Here is a 16,243-nt window from a genome sequence, read left to right on the forward strand (position 1 = left end):
AGCGGGGGGAGAAGCTCCTCTTTCGACAGGTTTTCCACGCCATGGAACAACGACTGGCAACCCTTATTGGAAACGCGGTGCGAGTGGCCCGGCAGCGGCTGGAGCTGACGCAGGCCGATGTCGCCGAGCGCGTTGGCATCGCCACCGAGGTGTACGGGCGGCTGGAGCGCGGGCACATGCTGCCCAGCGTGCGGACGTTGCGGAAGCTGTGCCTCGTGCTGAGCTGCTCGTCGGACGTGCTTCTCGGGTTGAGCGCGACGGCGGCGGTGACCGAGGACGGCGCGCCGCAGGTCGCGGAGGATCCGCCGGAGTACCGCGAGCGTCCGGAAGTGCGCCGCCTGCTGCGCACGGTGCGCAAGCTGGACTCCCCGCGCCTGCGCCTGTTGGGGCAGGTGGCGCACGCGCTGGAGCGATGAAGCGCTGAGGGGGGCTACTCGGCCGCGGGCTCCGCGTTCGCGTCCACGGGCGCCGGCGCTTCGCGGTGGACAGGGGGGGATGCGGTTCCGGCGACGGGCAGCCGGAGGATGAAGCGCGCACCGCCTTCGGCGCGGTTCTCCGCGTCCAGGGTGCCGCCCGCGCGCGCCACGTAGTCGCGGCAGAGCGCCAGGCCCAGGCCGGTGCCCTTGCCGGGCGGCTTCGTGGTGAAGAAGGGCTCGAAGAGGCGTGACAGCGCGGCCTCGGGGATGCCCGGCCCGTTGTCCTCCACCTCCACCCGCACGCGGCCGTCGTCCATGCGCGCGCGCAGCATCACGTGCGCGGGCTTGCTGGAGCGGGCGGACTCCAGCGCGTCCGCGGAGTTGAGCAGCAGGTTCACCAGCACTTGCACCAGGTGGCGGGCCGTGACGCGCGCGGGGGAGAGCTCCTCTGCCACGTCGCGCTCCACCACGCCCAGGCTGCGCAGGCGCACCGAGGCCAGCCGCTGCGCCTCGGCCAGCGCCTGCGCGACGTCGCACGACTCCAGCTCGTCGGGGGCCTCTCGCGAGAACAGGCGCAGGTCGGTGACGATCTGCTGGATGCGCAGCACGCCTTGCTGCGTCTCGTCCAGCACGCGCCGCACGTCCTCCAGGTCCTCGGGCGAGCCGTGCGCCCATTCCTCCTGGAGGTAGTGCAGGTTCGACTTCACGTACGCGAGCGGGTTGTTGACCTCATGGGCCACGCCCGCGGCCAGCTGCCCCACCACCACCAGCCGCTCCACCTCCGCGCGCTGGCGCTCCACGCGCACGCGGCGCGACTCGCTCTCCGCCAGCTGGCGCAGGGCCTCCACGCGCTCCAGGTGCGCGTTGCGCTCGGCCGCGCGCAGCTTGCGGAAGGCCTCCGCGCCGTGCGCGGACACCGCGAACACGAAGAGGAGGCTGATGCACTGGCTGACGAACGCCACCCAGGGCGCGTGCGCCAGCCACATCATCAGCAGCACCGCCACCAACGTGCCGGTCATGGCGGACCACACCGGCAGCCGCTGGCCCGGGACGAAGACGGCGACGAAGAGGGGCACCGTGTAGAACGACGGAAACAGCGGGCTGGACAGGCCCCCGGTGAGCTGGATGCACACGGCGAGCGAGGTCAGGCTGATGACGCCCGCCGTGATGCCGCTGAACGGCGGGCGCAGCCACCCCGCGCCGACCGCGGTCCCCAGCGCGAGGAACGACACGGCCCAACCCAGGTTCACCAGGAGGTAATCCGCGCGGAAGTCGCCCAGGACCAACGGGTGCGCCAGCGAGCCCAGCATGATGATCAGCGCGCACCACCAATACGTGCGACGCCGGACCCGCCGGCGGGCCCGGACATCCGTGTTCGCGTCGTCCCACGCGCTGGAGGATGGAGACGTCACCCCGGCCCGGTCATCCCGAACGCGCTGCGCGGCGCGAAGTACAGCGTCATGTCGAGTCCTCTCGTGGACGTCGCAGCCGGCGGGACTTCCCCAAACGCACCGCGTCCCGTCCCCGTTTCTTCGCCTGAACGCCGCCGGAGGGCAAGATGGGGTCAGGACACACCGCGCGAAGTCGACATCCCCGGCACTCGGCGCCGCTCCACACGGCCTCGAAGAGGGCGGTGGTCCGGTCGATGGTGTCGAAGTCCTCCGTCACGAAGCCCATCTCGAAGTTGCGGACGTCGTCGCCCTTGGCGCCCAGGCCCGCGCCGGTGAGGTTGGCGCTCCCCAGGTAGACCCAGGCCCCGTCCACCACCACCGCCTTGAAGTGGACGCGCGGGCACACCTTCAACTCCAGGCCCCCCTTCACCAGCCGGGAGCGGGCGTCGAACGCGGCCCGGAACGGCCGACTGGGCAGCTCCGCGTGTAACAGCCGCAGCGCCACGCCCCGGGCGGCCAGCCCGTCCAGCACCTCCAGCAGCGGCACGAACGCCCCCTTCGAGCGCTCCACGTACATGGCCTTCACGTTGGCGGTGGCCATCCACACCGACTCGCGCGCGTGGGCCAGCTTGCGCAGCACCACCTCCTGGTACAGCTCGCTCCCCGACAGCAGCTCCGCGTCGATGGGCCTCATCATGTCACCCAGCGTCGCACATGGGATTACACGACACCATCCCCCCCTCCCCTCCCGAACGTCCTGCGGTGGAAGGAGACCCAGGCACCGGCTTGACCGGTGACCGGCGGTCATTTAACTCCGGGTCATGGCGGGAGCACTGGCCGCGAAGCGGGTCGTCCCACTGCGGGCGCGGCGGGACGAGGACAAGGAAGCGCGGCGGCGGGAGCTGCTGGACGCGGCGCGCGCGCTCTTCGATGCCACGTCGTTCGCCGAGGTGAAGATGGCGGACGTCGCGGCGCGCACGGGCCTGGCGAAGGGGACGGTGTTCCTCTACTTCCCGACGAAGGAGGCGCTGTTCCTGGCGCTCCTGGACGACCTGCTCACCGCGTGGTTCGCGAAGCTGAACGGGCGCCTCGCGGAAGACGGCACGTGGACGGGCCACCAGTTGGCGCGCACGGTGGCCGACTCGCTGAAGGGCGAGGAGACCTTCACGCGGCTCCTTGCGCTGGCGCAGACGGTGCTGGAGCAGAACGTGACCGTGGAGCAGGCGCGAGCGTTCAAGGAGCGCGTGCTGGTGGCCATGGCGACGACGTCGGCGCTGCTCCAGGCGCGGCTGCCCTTCCTCACGCTGGAGATGGCGGGCCAGCTCATCCGCTACGTGCACGCGCTGGTGACAGGCCTGCGGCAGATGGCGGACATCGCGCCCGTGGCGCGCGAGGTGCTGACGCTGCCGCACATGGCGCCCCTGCGCGTGGACTTCACCGCTGAATTGACGGCGGCCATCACCACCCTTCTTCGCGGGCTCGAGGCCCGCTGACCCTTTGCGTCTTTCTTGAAACGGAGCCCGTCATGCTGGAAGCCGTCGCGTCCCTCCTCCCCCAGGCCACGGTTGAAGTGGACCGCATCCGCGCGGTGTTCGAGTCGCAGCGCGCGAACCGCTGGAACCTGTCGCGCAGCACTCCCGCGGAGCGCATCGCGAGGCTGCGCAAGTTGCGCGAGGCCATCATCGCGCGGCGCGAGCAGCTGGCGGAGGCCATCCACCAGGACTTCCGCAAGCCTGCGATGGAGGTGGAGCTGACGGAGATCCACCCGACGCTGGAGGAGCTGAACCACACGGTGAAGCACCTGAAGTCGTGGATGAAGCCCAAGCGGGTGGCGACGCCGCTGACGCTCAAGGGCGCGTCCAGCCACGTGCGCTTCGAGGCGAAGGGCGTGGTGGTCATCCTGTCGCCGTGGAACTACCCGTTCCAGTTGCTGGCGGCGCCGCTCATCGCGGCCATCGCCGCGGGCAACGCGGTGATGCTCAAGCCCAGCGAGAAGACGCCGCACACGTCGCGCTTCCTGGCGAAGCTGGTGCGAGACATCTATCCGGAGAACGAGGTGGCGGTGTTCGAGGGCGGCGCGGAGGTGGCGGAAGTGCTGCTCCAGCAGCCGTTCGACCACTTCTTCTTCACGGGCAACCCGAACATCGGCCGCAAGGTGATGGCGGCGGCGACGAAGTTCCTGTCCAGCGTGACGCTGGAATTGGGCGGCAAGTCGCCGGTCATCATCGACGAGTCGGCGAACCTGAAGGCGGCGGCGGAGGCGCTGGCGTGGGGCAAGTTCGTCAACGCGGGCCAGACGTGCGTGGCGCCGGACTACATCTACGTGCCGGCATCGAAGCAGCAGGAGTTCCTGGAGGCGTTCAAGGCGGTGCTGACGCGCTTCTACGGCGCGACGGAGGCCGAGCGTCAGGCAAGCCCGGACTTCGCGCGGGTGGTGGACCCGGCGGCGTGGAGGCGGATCAAGGAAGTGCTCGACCGCACGGTCGCCGCGGGGGCGAAGGTGGAAGCGGGCGGCACGGCGGACGGGCCGTCGCGGTACGTGGCACCCACGGTGTTGTCCGGGGTGACGACGAAGATGCCCATCATGGAGGCGGAGATCTTCGGGCCGGTGTTGCCGGTGCTGACGTACGAGCGGCGCGAGGAGGTCTACGCGCACATCAACGAAGGCGGGAAGCCGCTGGCGCTGTACGTGTTCTCGCAGGACTCGAAGAGGGTGGAGGAGGTGCTCCAGCACACGACGTCCGGCGGAGTGGTGGTGAACAACGTGCTCATCCACGTGGCGAACCCGAACCTGCCGTTTGGCGGGGTGGGGATGAGCGGGTTGGGGAACTACCACGGGCACTACGGCTTCAAGACGTTCAGCCACGAGCGGGCGGTGATGGTTCAGTGGATGAAGTCGCTGGCCGCGGTGTTCTTCCCTCCGTATCGGGGAAAGACCCAGGAATGGGCTTCCAAGGCGACCCGGATGCTGGAGTAGGTCCCGGGGAGGGAGAGAGGAACCGGCATGCGCGTGGTGTCAGTGGAGGAGGCCCTGGTCCCGGGAGACCTGCAGGCGGTGTTCGACCGCCTCCAGGCGCGCCGCTGGGAGCTGGCGAAGACAGGGCCGAAGGAGCGCCTCGCGCGGCTGGAGAAGCTCAAGGCGCTGCTGCTGGAGCGGCGTGAGGCGCTGGCGGACGCGCTGCACGAGGACTTCCGCAAGCCGCCCGCGGAGGTGGAGGCGACGGAAATCCTGCCCGTGCTGCTGGAGCTGGCGCACGTGCAGAAGCACCTGAAGGCGTGGATGAAGCCGCGCAAGGTGGGGGCGCCGCTGCTGCTCGCGGGCACGAAGAGCGAGGTGCATCCGGAGCCCAAGGGCGTGGTGCTCATCCTGGCGCCGTGGAACTACCCGTTCCACCTGCTGGTGTCGCCGCTGGTGGCGGCGGTGGCGGCGGGCAACGCCGTCCTGTGCAAACCGAGTGAGAAGACGCCGGGCACGGCGCGCTTCCTGGCGCAGCTGCTGCGGGACGTGTTTCCGCAGGACGAGGTGGCGCTGGTGGAGGGCGGCGCGGAGGTGGGCGAGGCGCTGTTGCGGCTGCCGTTCGACCACTTCTTCTTCACGGGCGGGCCACGCGTGGGGCGGAGGGTGATGGAGGCGGCGGCGAGGCACCTGGCGGGGGTGACGCTGGAGCTGGGTGGGAAGTCGCCGGTCATCGTGGATGCGTCAGCGGACGTGGACACGGCGGCGGAGCGGATTGTGTGGGGGAAGTTCCTGAACGCGGGGCAGACGTGCATCGCGCCGGACCACGTCTGGGTGCACGCGTCGAAGGAAGAGGCGCTGCTCTCAGGGATGAAGTCCGCGCTGGAGCGCTTCTACGGGAAGACGGAGGAGGCGCGGCGGGCGACGCCGGACTTCTGCCGGATGGTGGATGACGGCGCGTTCAAGCGCGTGTGCCGGTTGCTGGATGAATCCGTGGCGGGAGGGGCGCGGGTGGTGGCGGGAGGCGGCGTGCACGCGGAGACGCGCTACATCGCGCCGACAGTGCTGGCGGATGTGACGCCGGAGTCGGCGGTGATGGACGAGGAGATCTTCGGGCCGCTCCTGCCGGTGCTGCGCTTCGAGTCACTGGATGAAGTGGTGACGCAGGTGCGCGCGGGGGGCAAGCCGCTGGCCATGTATGTCTTCAGCCACGAAGAGGCCACGGTGGAGCGCCTGCTGAAGGAGACGAGCGCGGGCGGCACGGTGGTGAACAACGTGGTGTTGCACAACGTGAACCCGCACCTGCCCTTCGGAGGCGTGGGGCAGAGCGGCCTGGGCGCGTACCACGGCGAAGCAGGCTTCAAGGCCTTCAGCCACGAGCGCGCGGTGGTGCGGCAGGGCCGCACGGCCTTCACGAACCTCTTCTTCCCGCCCTACCGGGGCAAGGCCCAGCGCCTGGCCCGGCTCGCGAGCAAGTTGTTCGAATAGCTCCGCTAGCTGCGCAGCCCCGGGGCTTCCTGGCCCGTGCGCGCGGCGTACTCCGTGTAGCCGCCGCCGTACTTGTGGATGCCGTCCGGCGTCAACTCCAGCACGCGGTTGGACAGCGCGCCCAGGAAGTGCCGGCCGTGGGGCACAACAATGTTGTGCACTCGTAGCATGACAGCGCCTGATGCGACTCGCGGGCAGGCCAAGTAGTCCCGTAAGGACAAACAACCCATCCCAGCCCCTCGTTGACCTGCCTGACTGACGACCGACAGGCTATTGGCCGACTCTGTCTTTCGGGGGAACGGATGCAAGAGCAAACCCGGCCCAGGCTGGTCCTATGGCCTTGGCATGGCTTCCTGCTGTTGTTGGCAGGGGGGCTGTGGGGATGCCCCGGACAGGATGCTCCCTCTCCCCCTGACGAGGTCTGCATTTCCGCCACGTGTGGCGGAGTGGACGCAGGCATGGATGGAGGCGGGGTGCAGGCTCCCTCGGCCATCGACCGCACCATCCCCACCGACTTCGGCGCCTCCATCGAGTTTCTCTACAAAGGCCCGAACCCGGTGCAGGTGGGCGTGGCCGAAGGTGCCTTGGATACGCGCAGGATTGGCGTCATTCGCGGGAAGGTGATGGGCAGGAATGGACAGCCCATCGTGGATGCTCGCATGGGTGTCCTTGCCCACCCCGAACTGGGTCATACGCTCACGAATGCCCAAGGTGAGTACTCGCTCGCAGTGAATGGCGGTGGGGCACTCACGCTCGAAGTGGAGAAGCCAGGGTTCCTCCCCGTCCAGCGACAGGTGGATGTCCCGTGGCGCGAATTCGTTCCCCTTCCAGCGGTGGTGTTGACCGCCTTGGACTCCAGCGTCACGGCCATCACACCGGGAGCCACGGAGTTCCAGGTCGCGCGGGGCAGCGTGGTGGAGGACAGCGCCGGCAGCCGCCAGGCCACCCTGCTGTTCGCGCCCGGAACCCAGGCGGAGATGTTCCTGCGCGACGGGACCCGAGTTCCCCTGACGGGACCGTTTCACGTGCGCGCGACCGAGTACACCGTCGGGAGCGAGGGCCCCGCGGCCATGCCCGGCAGGCTGCCAGCCACCAGCGGCTACACCTACGCCGTGGAGCTGAGCGTGGACGAAGCGCTGGAGGCAGGCGCCACCGAGGTGCGCTTCAGCCCGCCGGTCCAGGGATACGTGGACAACTTCCTCGCGTTTCCAGCGGGTCTCGTCGTGCCCTCCGGCTACTACGACCGGCAACAGGGCCACTGGCGCACCTCGGACAATGGGCGGGTCATCGCGCTCGTGGGGGAACGCGACGGGCTCGCTCAAGTGGATGCGGATGGAGATGGCGCGCCTGACGACCGCGAGCAATTGACCGCCTTGGGCTTCACCGATGCGGAGCGTGCATGCCTGGCCGCCTTGTATGCCGTGGGCAAGAGCCTGTGGCGGGTGCCCATCACGCACTTCACGCCGTATGACTACAACTGGCCTTTTGGGCCTCCACCGGATGCGCAAGAGCCCCAGCAACCCGAGCCACGGGCTGAGACACCGGAGGCCCAGCCCGACTGTGAAAGCGGCAGCATCATCGAATGCCAGAACCAGACGTTGGGAGAGGTCCTGTCCATCCCCGGGACGCCCTTCCAACTTCACTACCGCAGTGACCGGGCCGCCGCCCGCACCGCGAACCGGGCCCTCCGGATCCCGCTGAGCGGAGGCCACGTCCCCGCGAGCCTGAAGAACATCGTCCTCATCGTGAACGTCGCGGGACAGGACTTCGCCCGAACCTTCCCTCCGCGTCCGCACCAGAGCTATCGCTTCGTCTGGGATGGCCTGGATGCTTTCGGCCGGCAGGTGTGGGGAGAACAGACCGTCCACATCCGGATCGGCTACGTCTACGGGTTGAGCTACTACGCGAGCCCGGATGATCAGTACCAGGCCTGGGCCCGGTATGGAGATCGAAGTACTCAGTTCGAGGGCCCTGACGGCCGGGGCACGACGCTGTGGCAGTTCCACACCGCCACGGTGGTGTCCCTGCCGGACTTCAGCCAACTGGGAGGCTGGAGCCTCGACACGCATCATGTCTACGACCCGTGGCGGAGCACCCTCTACCTGGGCCAGGGAGGAACCCTTCCCGGGCGGGAGCCCCTGGGACGGACGCCCAGGGTGCTGACCACCGCGACGCCGACCTTCAGTGGAGACCATGGCCCGGCGAAGCAGGCGCGTCTCGCCGCGCCCCAGGGCGTTGCCGTCGCGGCGGATGGAACGGTCTACATCGCGGACACGGGTAACCACCGCATCCGGCAGGTGAAGCCCAATGGGGTCATCTCCACGGTGGCGGGCAACGGGGTGAAGGGCGCGGCGGGAGATGGCGGCAGGGCGCTCCTCGCCAGCCTGGATTCTCCCGAGGCGGTGGCCGTGGGGCCGGAGGGAATCCTCTACATCGCGGACACGGGCAACCACCGCATCCGCCAGGTCACTCCAGACGGACGCATCTCCACTGTGGTGGGCACGGGGCTCGCGGCGGACGGTGGAGACGGAGGTCCCGCGCCCCTGGCGAACCTGAATGCTCCCGCGGGCGTCGCGGTGGGACCGGACGGCAGCCTCTACCTCGCGGATACCGGCAACCACCGCATCCGTCGCGCCACACCAGACGGCATCATCTCCACGGTGGCGGGCACGGGTACCCGTGGGGCATCGAGGGAAGGCGGGCTCGCGATCACGGCGGACCTGGACACACCGCGTGCACTGGTCGTGAGCCATGAAGGCGTCATCTCCTTCGTGGACTCGGGCAACCGCCGTCTGCGACAGGTGGATACGGAGGGCAGACTGTTCACGCTGCTCTCCTCACTGGACGAGGAGGAGCTGCGCATCGGCAGCAGGTCCCGCGGGCAGAAGCTGTACGAGGAGTCCCCGCGAGGCTCACTCTGGGGCCTTGCCCTCGGCCCTGACGGCAGCCTCTACACGTCGTCTTCTCACCGATGCCTTCTGCACCGCCTCCTCCCGGATGGCAGCGCGTGGGCCATCAACAACGGCGGATGCGGAGGAGATCCTTCCAAGGAAGGACCCCTCGCCAGTCTGACAGCGCCCAAGGGGCTCGCCGTGGCCCTCGATGGCAGCCTCCTTGTGGGGGACGCGTCCCAGTTCGTCGTCCGCAGGGTCTCCTTGGACGGCAACCTCTTTGTCTTCGCCGGAGGGGGGCCAGCGGCACCGGTCGTCACCGGGCCCGCGCCGCCCCAGTATCCGGCAGGGACTCTGGAGACACCCTGTGGCCAGGTCGATGACCTCGTGCCCTCCCCCGACGGCAGCGAGCTGTATGGCTTTGGCTGGCAGGGGCGGCACCTCTGCACCCTGGAGGCCTGGACGCTCGCGGTCCGCCATCGCTTCTCCTACGACGAGAACGCACGGCTGGTGTCCATCATGGACGGCCATGGTCGCATCACCCGGATTGAACGGGACGCGGCAGGGACACCCACCGCCATCCTGGCGCCCCACGGCCAGCGCACCGTGTTGAAGGTAGGGCCCGATGGATTGCTCACCTCCCTCGCCCGGCCAGGCAGGGAGAGCGTGACCCTGACCTACCAGGAGGGCGGACTGCTCTCATCCCTGCGAGACGAACGCGGCGGGATGCACCTGTTCGAATACAGCCCGGAAGGCTGGCTGACGAAGGACTCCAACCCCTCGGGAGGATTCAAGGCCCTCACACGGGCGCAGGGGGATACCGGCTACACGGTGACGCTCTCCACCGCGACGGGGCGCACCCGGAAGTACCAGTTGGAAGACCTGGAGTCAGGCGTCCAGCGGCGCATCACCACCGCGGCGGATGGGACGGCGTGGACGACACTGCGTTTACCGAATGGCACCACGGTCTCCACCGCACCGGATGGCACGGTCACCACGGTGGTGGAGACGCCGGAGCCCCGCCTGGGCATGCAGTCGCCGCTCGTGGCGTCGCGCACCGTGAAGCTGCCGAGCGGGTTGAGCTCCACATCCAGTCACCAGCGAGAGGTGACGCTCCTGCCCCAGGGCACGCTGCTGGACGTGGGGACGCAGACGGACACGGTGACGGTGAATGGCCGGACCACCACCGCCCGCTATGAGCCGTCTGGCCGACGGCTCCTTTCCACCAGCCCCATGGGCAGGGTGTCGGTCCTCACGATGGACGCGCAGGGGCGCCTCCACAAGGCCGAGGCGCCGGGCCTGCTTCCGGTGGAGTTCACCTACGACGAGGAGGGCCGTCCCGGTTCCATCGTCCAGGGGAGCCGGCGGAGGACCTTCGCGTATGGAGCGGACGGCGCCTTGCGCTCCGTGACGGATGGGCTGGACCGCGCCACCGTCTTCACGCGGGACGAGGCCGGTCGCCTCACCTCCAGCACCCTTCCTGGAAACCGTGTCACGGGATTCACCTATGAGACGGGGGACTCGCCCGCCTCGGTGACGCCACCCGGACGGCCCTCACACGCGTTCCAGTACACGGCCACGGAGGCACTGGCGTCATATGCGCCTCCTGGAGGGAGCGCCTTCGCGTCTGGCTACACCTACGACCTGGATGATGCGCTCACCGAGTTCCGACAGCCGGGCGGCGCCGTGTCATTCGCCTACGACGCCGCGGGGCGACTCGTCACCCTGGACATCCCGGGCACGCGCGTCACGACTGGCTATGACGGAGCAGGGCGTCTCCGCTCGCTCGCGAGCACCTCAGGAGTGGGGCTCGAATTCAGCCACGACGGCCCGCTGGTGACCGGAGTCTCCTGGAAGGGGGCCGTCGAGGGTTCGCTCCAATACGGCCACGACGCGGACTTCCGGGTCTCGACGTCCGCCGTCAATGGCGAGTCGCCCGTGGCGTATGCCTATGACCTGGACGGATTGCTCGTCTCGGCGGGAGCGCTGAGGCTGTCCCGGCGCGATGACAACGGCTTGCTGGCGGGAACACGTCTCGGCGCGGTCTCCACCGCCGAAACACCCAACGCCTACGGAGAGCTGGAGTCCTGGTCCGCCACTTCCGGGAACGTCCCGCTGTTGTACTACCAGTTGGAGCGCGACGTGCTGGGCCGCATCGTCCGGCGGACCGAAGCCGAGGGGACCACCGTCCATACGGACGTCTTCACCCATGACGAGGCCGGAAGGCTGGCGTCCGTCACCCGCGACGGAGTCCTGCTGGAGGCGAACACCTACGACGCCAATGGCAACCGCACCTCCGTCCTCCGGGGCGAGTTGCAGACGGCCACCCATGACGCCCAGGACCGGCTCCTGTCCTTCGGGAACAGGACCTACAGCTACGGCCCTGGTGGGGACCTCCAGACGCGCACGGAGGGAGCGCGCACCACCCAGTACGCGTATGACGCGCTGGGCGCACTGGTGCATGTCGAGATCCCGGACGGCACGCAGCTCGAGTACGTGCTCGACGCCGCGTCGAGGCGGGTCGGCAAGAAGGTGGATGGCACGCTCATCCAGGGCTTTCTCTACGAAGGACGGCGGGTCATCGCGGAGATCGATGGCGCGGGGAACGTCGTCAGCCGCTTCGTTCATGCCACGCGGGGCCACGCGCCCGACTTCATGATCAAGGGAGACATCCCCTATCGAATCCTCACGGATCCGCTGGGAAGCCCACGGCTCGTGGTCGACACCCGGAACGGGACGGTGGTGCAGCGCATGGAGTACGACGTCTGGGGAAAGGTCGTCGCGGATTCGAACCCCGGCTTCCAGCCCTTCGGCTTCGCGGGGGGCCTCTATGACCGGGACACGAAGCTGACCCGCTTCGGGGCTCGGGACTACGACGCCGAAACGGGGCGGTGGACGGCCAAGGACCCCATCCGATTCGCGGGCGGGGACTCCAACCTCTACGCCTACGTGGGCAACGATCCGGTCAACCTGATTGATCCAAGCGGTCGTTTCGCGGGCCCCACGCCCGTCGTGACGGCCGCGGCAGGAGTTTCCCTCAACTGGGTCGCGGGAGCAGGACTCGCCTTCTCAGGCGGATGGCTCGCGGGCACCTGGCTGAATGAGAACTTCCTGGAGGCTCCCATCCAGGCGTTCCTCTGGAACCACTTTGGCGACGGCGGACTGGATGGAGGCATGTGCCATGTCGCCATCAAGCCACATGGAAACTCTGCCGGCAGTCCACGCACGACGTTTCTCTATCGACTCGCGGATCGAGACACGGGAGAACACTTGAAGTGGGGCGTCAGCCAGAATCCTGAAGGCCGCTACCCTTCGAAGTTCATGAAAGACAAGACTCTCTTCGTCGAAGACCAAGGACCGCGCCGACTGATGCTCGACATCGAACGTGACATGGTGGAACTTGATCCCGGACCACTCAACCATGAGCCCTGGGCAGGCAAGGGGCTCCCATGATGTACATTGGCGCCGTCTTTGGCGGTCCTGAACTCGCCGACGCCCCCATTGAAAAGGCGATCCGTCTGATCGGGAAGGCGCGAGGCCCGATAGAAAAGAGCGATTCCGGAGCATTGGACATCGTCTTCCATGTGCCCGGCTCTCTCCTCAAGCCAGAGTTCACGGGAGTCCGCACGGCAAAATTCTCGCGCAAGGAACGAATGCTCATGCTTCAGATTGCCGTTCCAGAGGAACAAGTCCATACACCTGATGTCCGTTGGTTACTGGACGCGATACGCGAGGCCGTTCGACTTGCGCGCCCCAAGTTTGAGCGTGCCGGAATCGGTTACCCGGAACAGGAGCATCTCGCCATCGTGGACAGGATCCAAATGGAACTCCTGAAGTAACTCTGCCTCTGGCCCACGGCATCACAAGGTCCCAGGCTGCCTCGGACATTCACCACGAAACCTGGCTTTCTCAATCGGAAGCAGGAATTCAAACTGTAACGACTGCCTTCCTCAAAGAGGTTATCGATGCCAGCCCAGAGAACGTCCTGCCTCCTGCTGACTGGCGCTTCAGTCGCGCTACTGGCCCCGCAATGGCTGAGTTCGAGAACCCCAGCACATTTCCCATTTGCGCAACTCCGCCATGGCATGACACGAGCCGAAGCGGAAGCGCTCGGACAAAACGTCACACTGGGCGGATACCCGGCGAAGGTGACCTACGGGTTTTCCTCGGACGAAAAGCTTGAGAACGTTGGGGCCTCGGTCTTTCGCCGGGAAGCGCGCTGCGCAACGGCGTTCAAGGCCCTCCACGATGAGGCCGTTTCCGTTCTTGGCGCTCCCACCTCCTCCAACCGAATGGGGGAAGGCAAGCAGTGTGAAGACTGGACCCTCGGTGACTCAGCGCTTCGCATCTGCTGCAGACAAGCAAGCCCAGTGGACGGAGGAACAGGCTGGATGCTCCTGATGGCGCTCAAGTCCTTCAATCCCCATGAGAAGTTCGACATCTGGAACGGGTTCCATTGAGGTTCATGATGGAGCGCGCGCCCAGACTCGATACCTTCAGGATCATCAAGTTCGCGAGCGGCAAGCCATGAGCGTCTTGGACGAGGCAGATCGAAAGCTGACCGACAACGAGTGCGCAGGCGCTCGGGACGACTACCGCGCGGCCATGCAACAGCAGGAGCCGTCGAGCGCGGCTCTCGCGAACCTTGACGTGGCGGAGGAGTGCGAGGCCCTCCAGTTCCGGCTCAAACTGGGCCGGCTGTACCCCGGGTCCTTCTCCGTCAAGCTCAACCTCGCCCACGCCCTCGTGAAGGCACGCGGGGCACGCCGAGCACTGGGGCACTGTGATGAACTGCTCGCGGATGCATCCCGGAGTCCCACGGAGCGGTTCGGTGTGCGCCGAGTCCGCATGAAGGCGGCTCTCGCCTCCGCCGAGTACATGATCGCCGCAGAGGACTTCGCGTACCTGATCGAAGCCGTGCGTGACCAGACTGGCCACCGACGGTTTGCCGTCAGCTTCGCGGCGGTGATCGCGGGGCTTGAAGACTGGCGAGCGGAGGCGTTCGTAGAGTTGCTGCAGAGGAACCTGCCGAAGCCGAACGACTTCGACGCCCTTCTTGCGGCCAAGGCGGCGGAACTCAAGGCGCTCCGACAGTTCGAGGCTGACTCATGAGGCTCACTGCAACCATCACTTCACCAACAAAGAAATCCATGGGCGAAACCGTTGCTTCGCTTGAAATCGCAATCGAAGAAGGCGCCCTCTATCTGTTCCGCCAGGGAGTCAACGGGGAACCACTCGGTGACACATGGCACCAAAGCATCGAGGAGGCCATGCGTCAGGCGAAGTTTGAGTTTCAGTAGGCCCTGCCGACTGGACGCAAGTCGAAGATTGAGCCCAACGGCAGCGTCGCCCAGAGCGCTCCCACGCTCTGGGCGACTGATACGTCAGCTGCGCAGGCCCGGGGCTTCCTGACCGGTGCGCGCGACGTACTCCGTGTAGCCGCCGCCGTACTTGTGGATGCCGTCCGGCGTCAGCTCCAGCACGCGGTTGGACAGCGCTCCCAGGAAGTGCCGGTCGTGGGACACGAACAACATCGTGCCCTCGTAGCGCGACAACGCCGTGATCAGCATCTCCTTCGTGCCCATGTCCAGGTGGTTCGTGGGCTCGTCCAGCACCAGGAAGTTCGGCGGGTCGTAGAGCATCTGCGCCATCACCAGACGCGCCTTCTCTCCACCCGACAACACCCGGCACTTCTTCTCCACCTCGTCGCCGCTGAACCCGAAGCAGCCCGCCAGCGCCCTCAACGAGCCCTGCCCCGCCCTGGGGAACGAATCCGCCAGCTGGTCGAAGACCGTCTTCTCTCCGTCCAACAGGTCCATCGCGTGCTGCGCGAAGTAACCCATCTTCACGCTGCCACCCAGCGCCACCGTGCCGTCATCCGGCTGCGTCGAGCCCGTCACCAGCTTCAGCAACGTGGACTTGCCCGCGCCGTTCACTCCCATCACGCACCAGCGCTCCGCGCGGCGCACCAGGAAGTCCAGACCGTCGTAGATGGTCCGCTTGCCGTAGCCCTTGCTCACGTTCTTCAGGTTCACCACGTCGTCACCCGAACGCGGCGGCGGCTGGAACTCGAAGAGCACCGTGGAGCGGCGCTTCGGCGGCTCCACCTTCTCAATCTTCTCCAGCTTCTTCACCCGGCTCTGCACCTGCGCCGCGTGCGACGCGCGGGCCTTGAACCGCTCGATGAACTTGATCTCCTTCGCGAGCATCGCCTGCTGACGCTCGTACTGCGCCTGCTGCTGCGCCTCGTTCTGCGCGCGCTGGCCTTCGTAGAAGTCGTAGTTGCCCGAGTACGTCGTCAGCGAACCGCCGTCGATCTCCACCACCTTCGTCACGATGCGGTTCATGAACTCGCGATCGTGCGACGTCATCAGCAGGCCGCCCTCGTACCCCTTGAGGAAGCCCTCCAGCCAGATGAGCGATTCCAGGTCCAGGTGGTTGGAAGGCTCGTCCAGGAACATCGCGTCCGGCCGCATCAGCAGGATGCGGGAGAGCGCCACGCGCATCTTCCAGCCGCCCGACAGCTTGCCCACGTCGCCGTCCATCATCTCTTCGCTGAAGCCCAGGCCCGCGAGGATTTCCCGCGCGCGGCCCTCCAGCGCGTACCCGCCCAGCTCCTCGAACCGGCCCTGCACGACGCCGTAGCGCTCGACGAGCTTCTCCATGTTGTCCGCCTGGTCCGGATCCCCCATGGCGGCTTCCAGGTGCTTCATCTCCGCCGCGACGGTGCTCACCGGGCCCGCGCCGTCCATGACCTCGGACACCGCGCTGCGGCCGTTCATCTCACCGACGTCCTGGCTGAAGTAGCCAATGGTGACGCCGCGGTCGATGGAGACCTGTCCTTCGTCCGGGTACTCCTGGCCGGTCATCATCCGGAACAGCGTCGTCTTGCCCGCGCCGTTCGGGCCCACCAGGCCCACCTTTTCGCCCTTGTGGAGGGCGGCCGACGCCTCGATGAAGAGGATCTGCTGACCGTGTTGCTTGCCGATGTTGTCGAGACGGATCATGTGCGTACCGAAAAGGCCCGGGGAATCAGGCGGCGCGCCCTTATGCCACGAGCCGCCCACCGGAGGGATGGTTCCGAACCCCCAACCGCCCCAG

Annotated in this window: 13 protein-coding genes; 9 read left to right on the plus strand and 4 right to left on the minus strand. The window is 67.4% G+C overall.

Annotated features, from left to right (window positions below):
• Positions 1-41: 41 nt before the first annotated feature.
• Entirely contained in the window at positions 42-416 is a 375-nt protein-coding gene (locus D7X99_RS16150; RefSeq protein ID WP_120574700.1) for a helix-turn-helix transcriptional regulator, read from the plus strand.
• 14 nt (positions 417-430) lie between these two features.
• Here D7X99_RS16150 and D7X99_RS16155 read toward each other — a convergent pair whose 3' ends face one another.
• Together D7X99_RS16155 and D7X99_RS16160 are read right to left on the minus strand one after the other, a co-directional pair.
• Positions 431-1,828: a sensor histidine kinase gene (locus tag D7X99_RS16155; protein WP_233613437.1), complete on the minus strand. Its 1,398-nt coding sequence runs from the start codon at positions 1,826-1,828 to the stop codon at positions 431-433.
• A gap of 46 nt (positions 1,829-1,874) precedes the next feature.
• The gene (locus D7X99_RS16160; protein ID WP_121778619.1) at positions 1,875-2,501 is read right to left on the minus strand and encodes a phospholipase D-like domain-containing protein; all 627 of its coding nucleotides are present in this window, start codon (positions 2,499-2,501) and stop codon (positions 1,875-1,877) included.
• A gap of 127 nt (positions 2,502-2,628) precedes the next feature.
• Between D7X99_RS16160 and D7X99_RS16165 the strand changes: the two genes are divergently transcribed.
• Genes D7X99_RS16165 through D7X99_RS16175 form a run of 3 tightly spaced genes read left to right on the plus strand, consistent with a single transcriptional unit; the run spans position 2,629 to position 6,251 of the window.
• Complete coding sequence (locus D7X99_RS16165; RefSeq protein WP_121778591.1) at positions 2,629-3,300, plus strand: TetR/AcrR family transcriptional regulator; 672 nt, start codon at positions 2,629-2,631, stop codon at positions 3,298-3,300.
• 32 nt (positions 3,301-3,332) lie between these two features.
• A complete protein-coding gene (locus D7X99_RS16170) occupies positions 3,333-4,784 on the plus strand; it encodes an aldehyde dehydrogenase family protein (protein ID WP_120574703.1) in 1,452 nt (483 codons plus the stop codon).
• A 27-nt stretch (positions 4,785-4,811) separates the two neighbouring features.
• On the plus strand, positions 4,812-6,251 hold the full coding sequence (locus D7X99_RS16175) for an aldehyde dehydrogenase family protein (RefSeq protein ID WP_121778592.1): 1,440 nt from the start codon (positions 4,812-4,814) through the stop codon (positions 6,249-6,251).
• 5 nt (positions 6,252-6,256) lie between these two features.
• On the opposite strand, the gene D7X99_RS42825 is transcribed toward D7X99_RS16175, so the two are convergent.
• Positions 6,257-6,412: a hypothetical protein gene (locus D7X99_RS42825; protein ID WP_158624285.1), complete on the minus strand. Its 156-nt coding sequence runs from the start codon at positions 6,410-6,412 to the stop codon at positions 6,257-6,259.
• A 297-nt stretch (positions 6,413-6,709) separates the two neighbouring features.
• Between D7X99_RS42825 and D7X99_RS16180 the strand changes: the two genes are divergently transcribed.
• The 5 genes from D7X99_RS16180 to D7X99_RS42325 all read left to right on the plus strand — a co-directional run bounded on the left by D7X99_RS16180 (position 6,710) and on the right by D7X99_RS42325 (position 14,442).
• Positions 6,710-12,595, plus strand: a complete 5,886-nt coding sequence (locus D7X99_RS16180; RefSeq protein ID WP_121778593.1) for an RHS repeat-associated core domain-containing protein — start codon at positions 6,710-6,712, stop codon at positions 12,593-12,595.
• Complete coding sequence (locus tag D7X99_RS16185) at positions 12,592-12,981, plus strand: hypothetical protein (RefSeq protein ID WP_121778594.1); 390 nt, start codon at positions 12,592-12,594, stop codon at positions 12,979-12,981. The genes D7X99_RS16180 and D7X99_RS16185 overlap by 4 nt, the downstream gene beginning before the upstream one ends.
• Positions 12,982-13,227: 246 nt before the next feature.
• Complete coding sequence (locus tag D7X99_RS42320) at positions 13,228-13,602, plus strand: hypothetical protein (protein ID WP_147476164.1); 375 nt, start codon at positions 13,228-13,230, stop codon at positions 13,600-13,602.
• Positions 13,603-13,669: 67 nt separating this feature from the next.
• Entirely contained in the window at positions 13,670-14,254 is a 585-nt protein-coding gene (locus D7X99_RS16190) for a hypothetical protein (RefSeq protein WP_121778595.1), read from the plus strand.
• Positions 14,251-14,442: a hypothetical protein gene (locus D7X99_RS42325; protein ID WP_147476165.1), complete on the plus strand. Its 192-nt coding sequence runs from the start codon at positions 14,251-14,253 to the stop codon at positions 14,440-14,442. Before D7X99_RS16190 ends, D7X99_RS42325 begins: the two co-directional genes overlap by 4 nt.
• 84 nt (positions 14,443-14,526) lie before the next feature.
• Here the strand turns inward: D7X99_RS42325 and D7X99_RS16195 are convergent, their stop codons facing one another.
• On the minus strand, positions 14,527-16,149 hold the full coding sequence (locus D7X99_RS16195) for an ABC-F family ATP-binding cassette domain-containing protein (protein WP_121778596.1): 1,623 nt from the start codon (positions 16,147-16,149) through the stop codon (positions 14,527-14,529).
• Positions 16,150-16,243: the final 94 nt, after the last annotated feature.

This window comes from Corallococcus sp. AB032C (genome assembly GCF_003668935.1).
Taxonomy (GTDB): Bacteria; Myxococcota; Myxococcia; order Myxococcales; family Myxococcaceae; genus Corallococcus; species Corallococcus exiguus.

Excerpts from the sequence above, each read along its gene's own strand:
- D7X99_RS16150 (WP_120574700.1), top strand. The coding sequence starts at position 42 with ATGGAACAACGACTGGCAACCCTTATTGGAAACGCGGTGCGAGTGGCC.
- D7X99_RS16160 (WP_121778619.1), bottom strand. The coding sequence starts at position 2,501 with ATGAGGCCCATCGACGCGGAGCTGCTGTCGGGGAGCGAGCTGTACCAG.
- D7X99_RS16165 (WP_121778591.1), top strand. The coding sequence starts at position 2,629 with ATGGCGGGAGCACTGGCCGCGAAGCGGGTCGTCCCACTGCGGGCGCGG.
- D7X99_RS16170 (WP_120574703.1), top strand. The coding sequence starts at position 3,333 with ATGCTGGAAGCCGTCGCGTCCCTCCTCCCCCAGGCCACGGTTGAAGTG.
- D7X99_RS16175 (WP_121778592.1), top strand. The coding sequence starts at position 4,812 with ATGCGCGTGGTGTCAGTGGAGGAGGCCCTGGTCCCGGGAGACCTGCAG.
- D7X99_RS16180 (WP_121778593.1), top strand. The coding sequence starts at position 6,710 with ATGGATGGAGGCGGGGTGCAGGCTCCCTCGGCCATCGACCGCACCATC.
- D7X99_RS16185 (WP_121778594.1), top strand. The coding sequence starts at position 12,592 with ATGATGTACATTGGCGCCGTCTTTGGCGGTCCTGAACTCGCCGACGCC.
- D7X99_RS42320 (WP_147476164.1), top strand. The coding sequence starts at position 13,228 with ATGACACGAGCCGAAGCGGAAGCGCTCGGACAAAACGTCACACTGGGC.
- D7X99_RS16190 (WP_121778595.1), top strand. The coding sequence starts at position 13,670 with ATGAGCGTCTTGGACGAGGCAGATCGAAAGCTGACCGACAACGAGTGC.
- D7X99_RS42325 (WP_147476165.1), top strand. The coding sequence starts at position 14,251 with ATGAGGCTCACTGCAACCATCACTTCACCAACAAAGAAATCCATGGGC.
- D7X99_RS16195 (WP_121778596.1), bottom strand. The coding sequence starts at position 16,149 with ATGATCCGTCTCGACAACATCGGCAAGCAACACGGTCAGCAGATCCTC.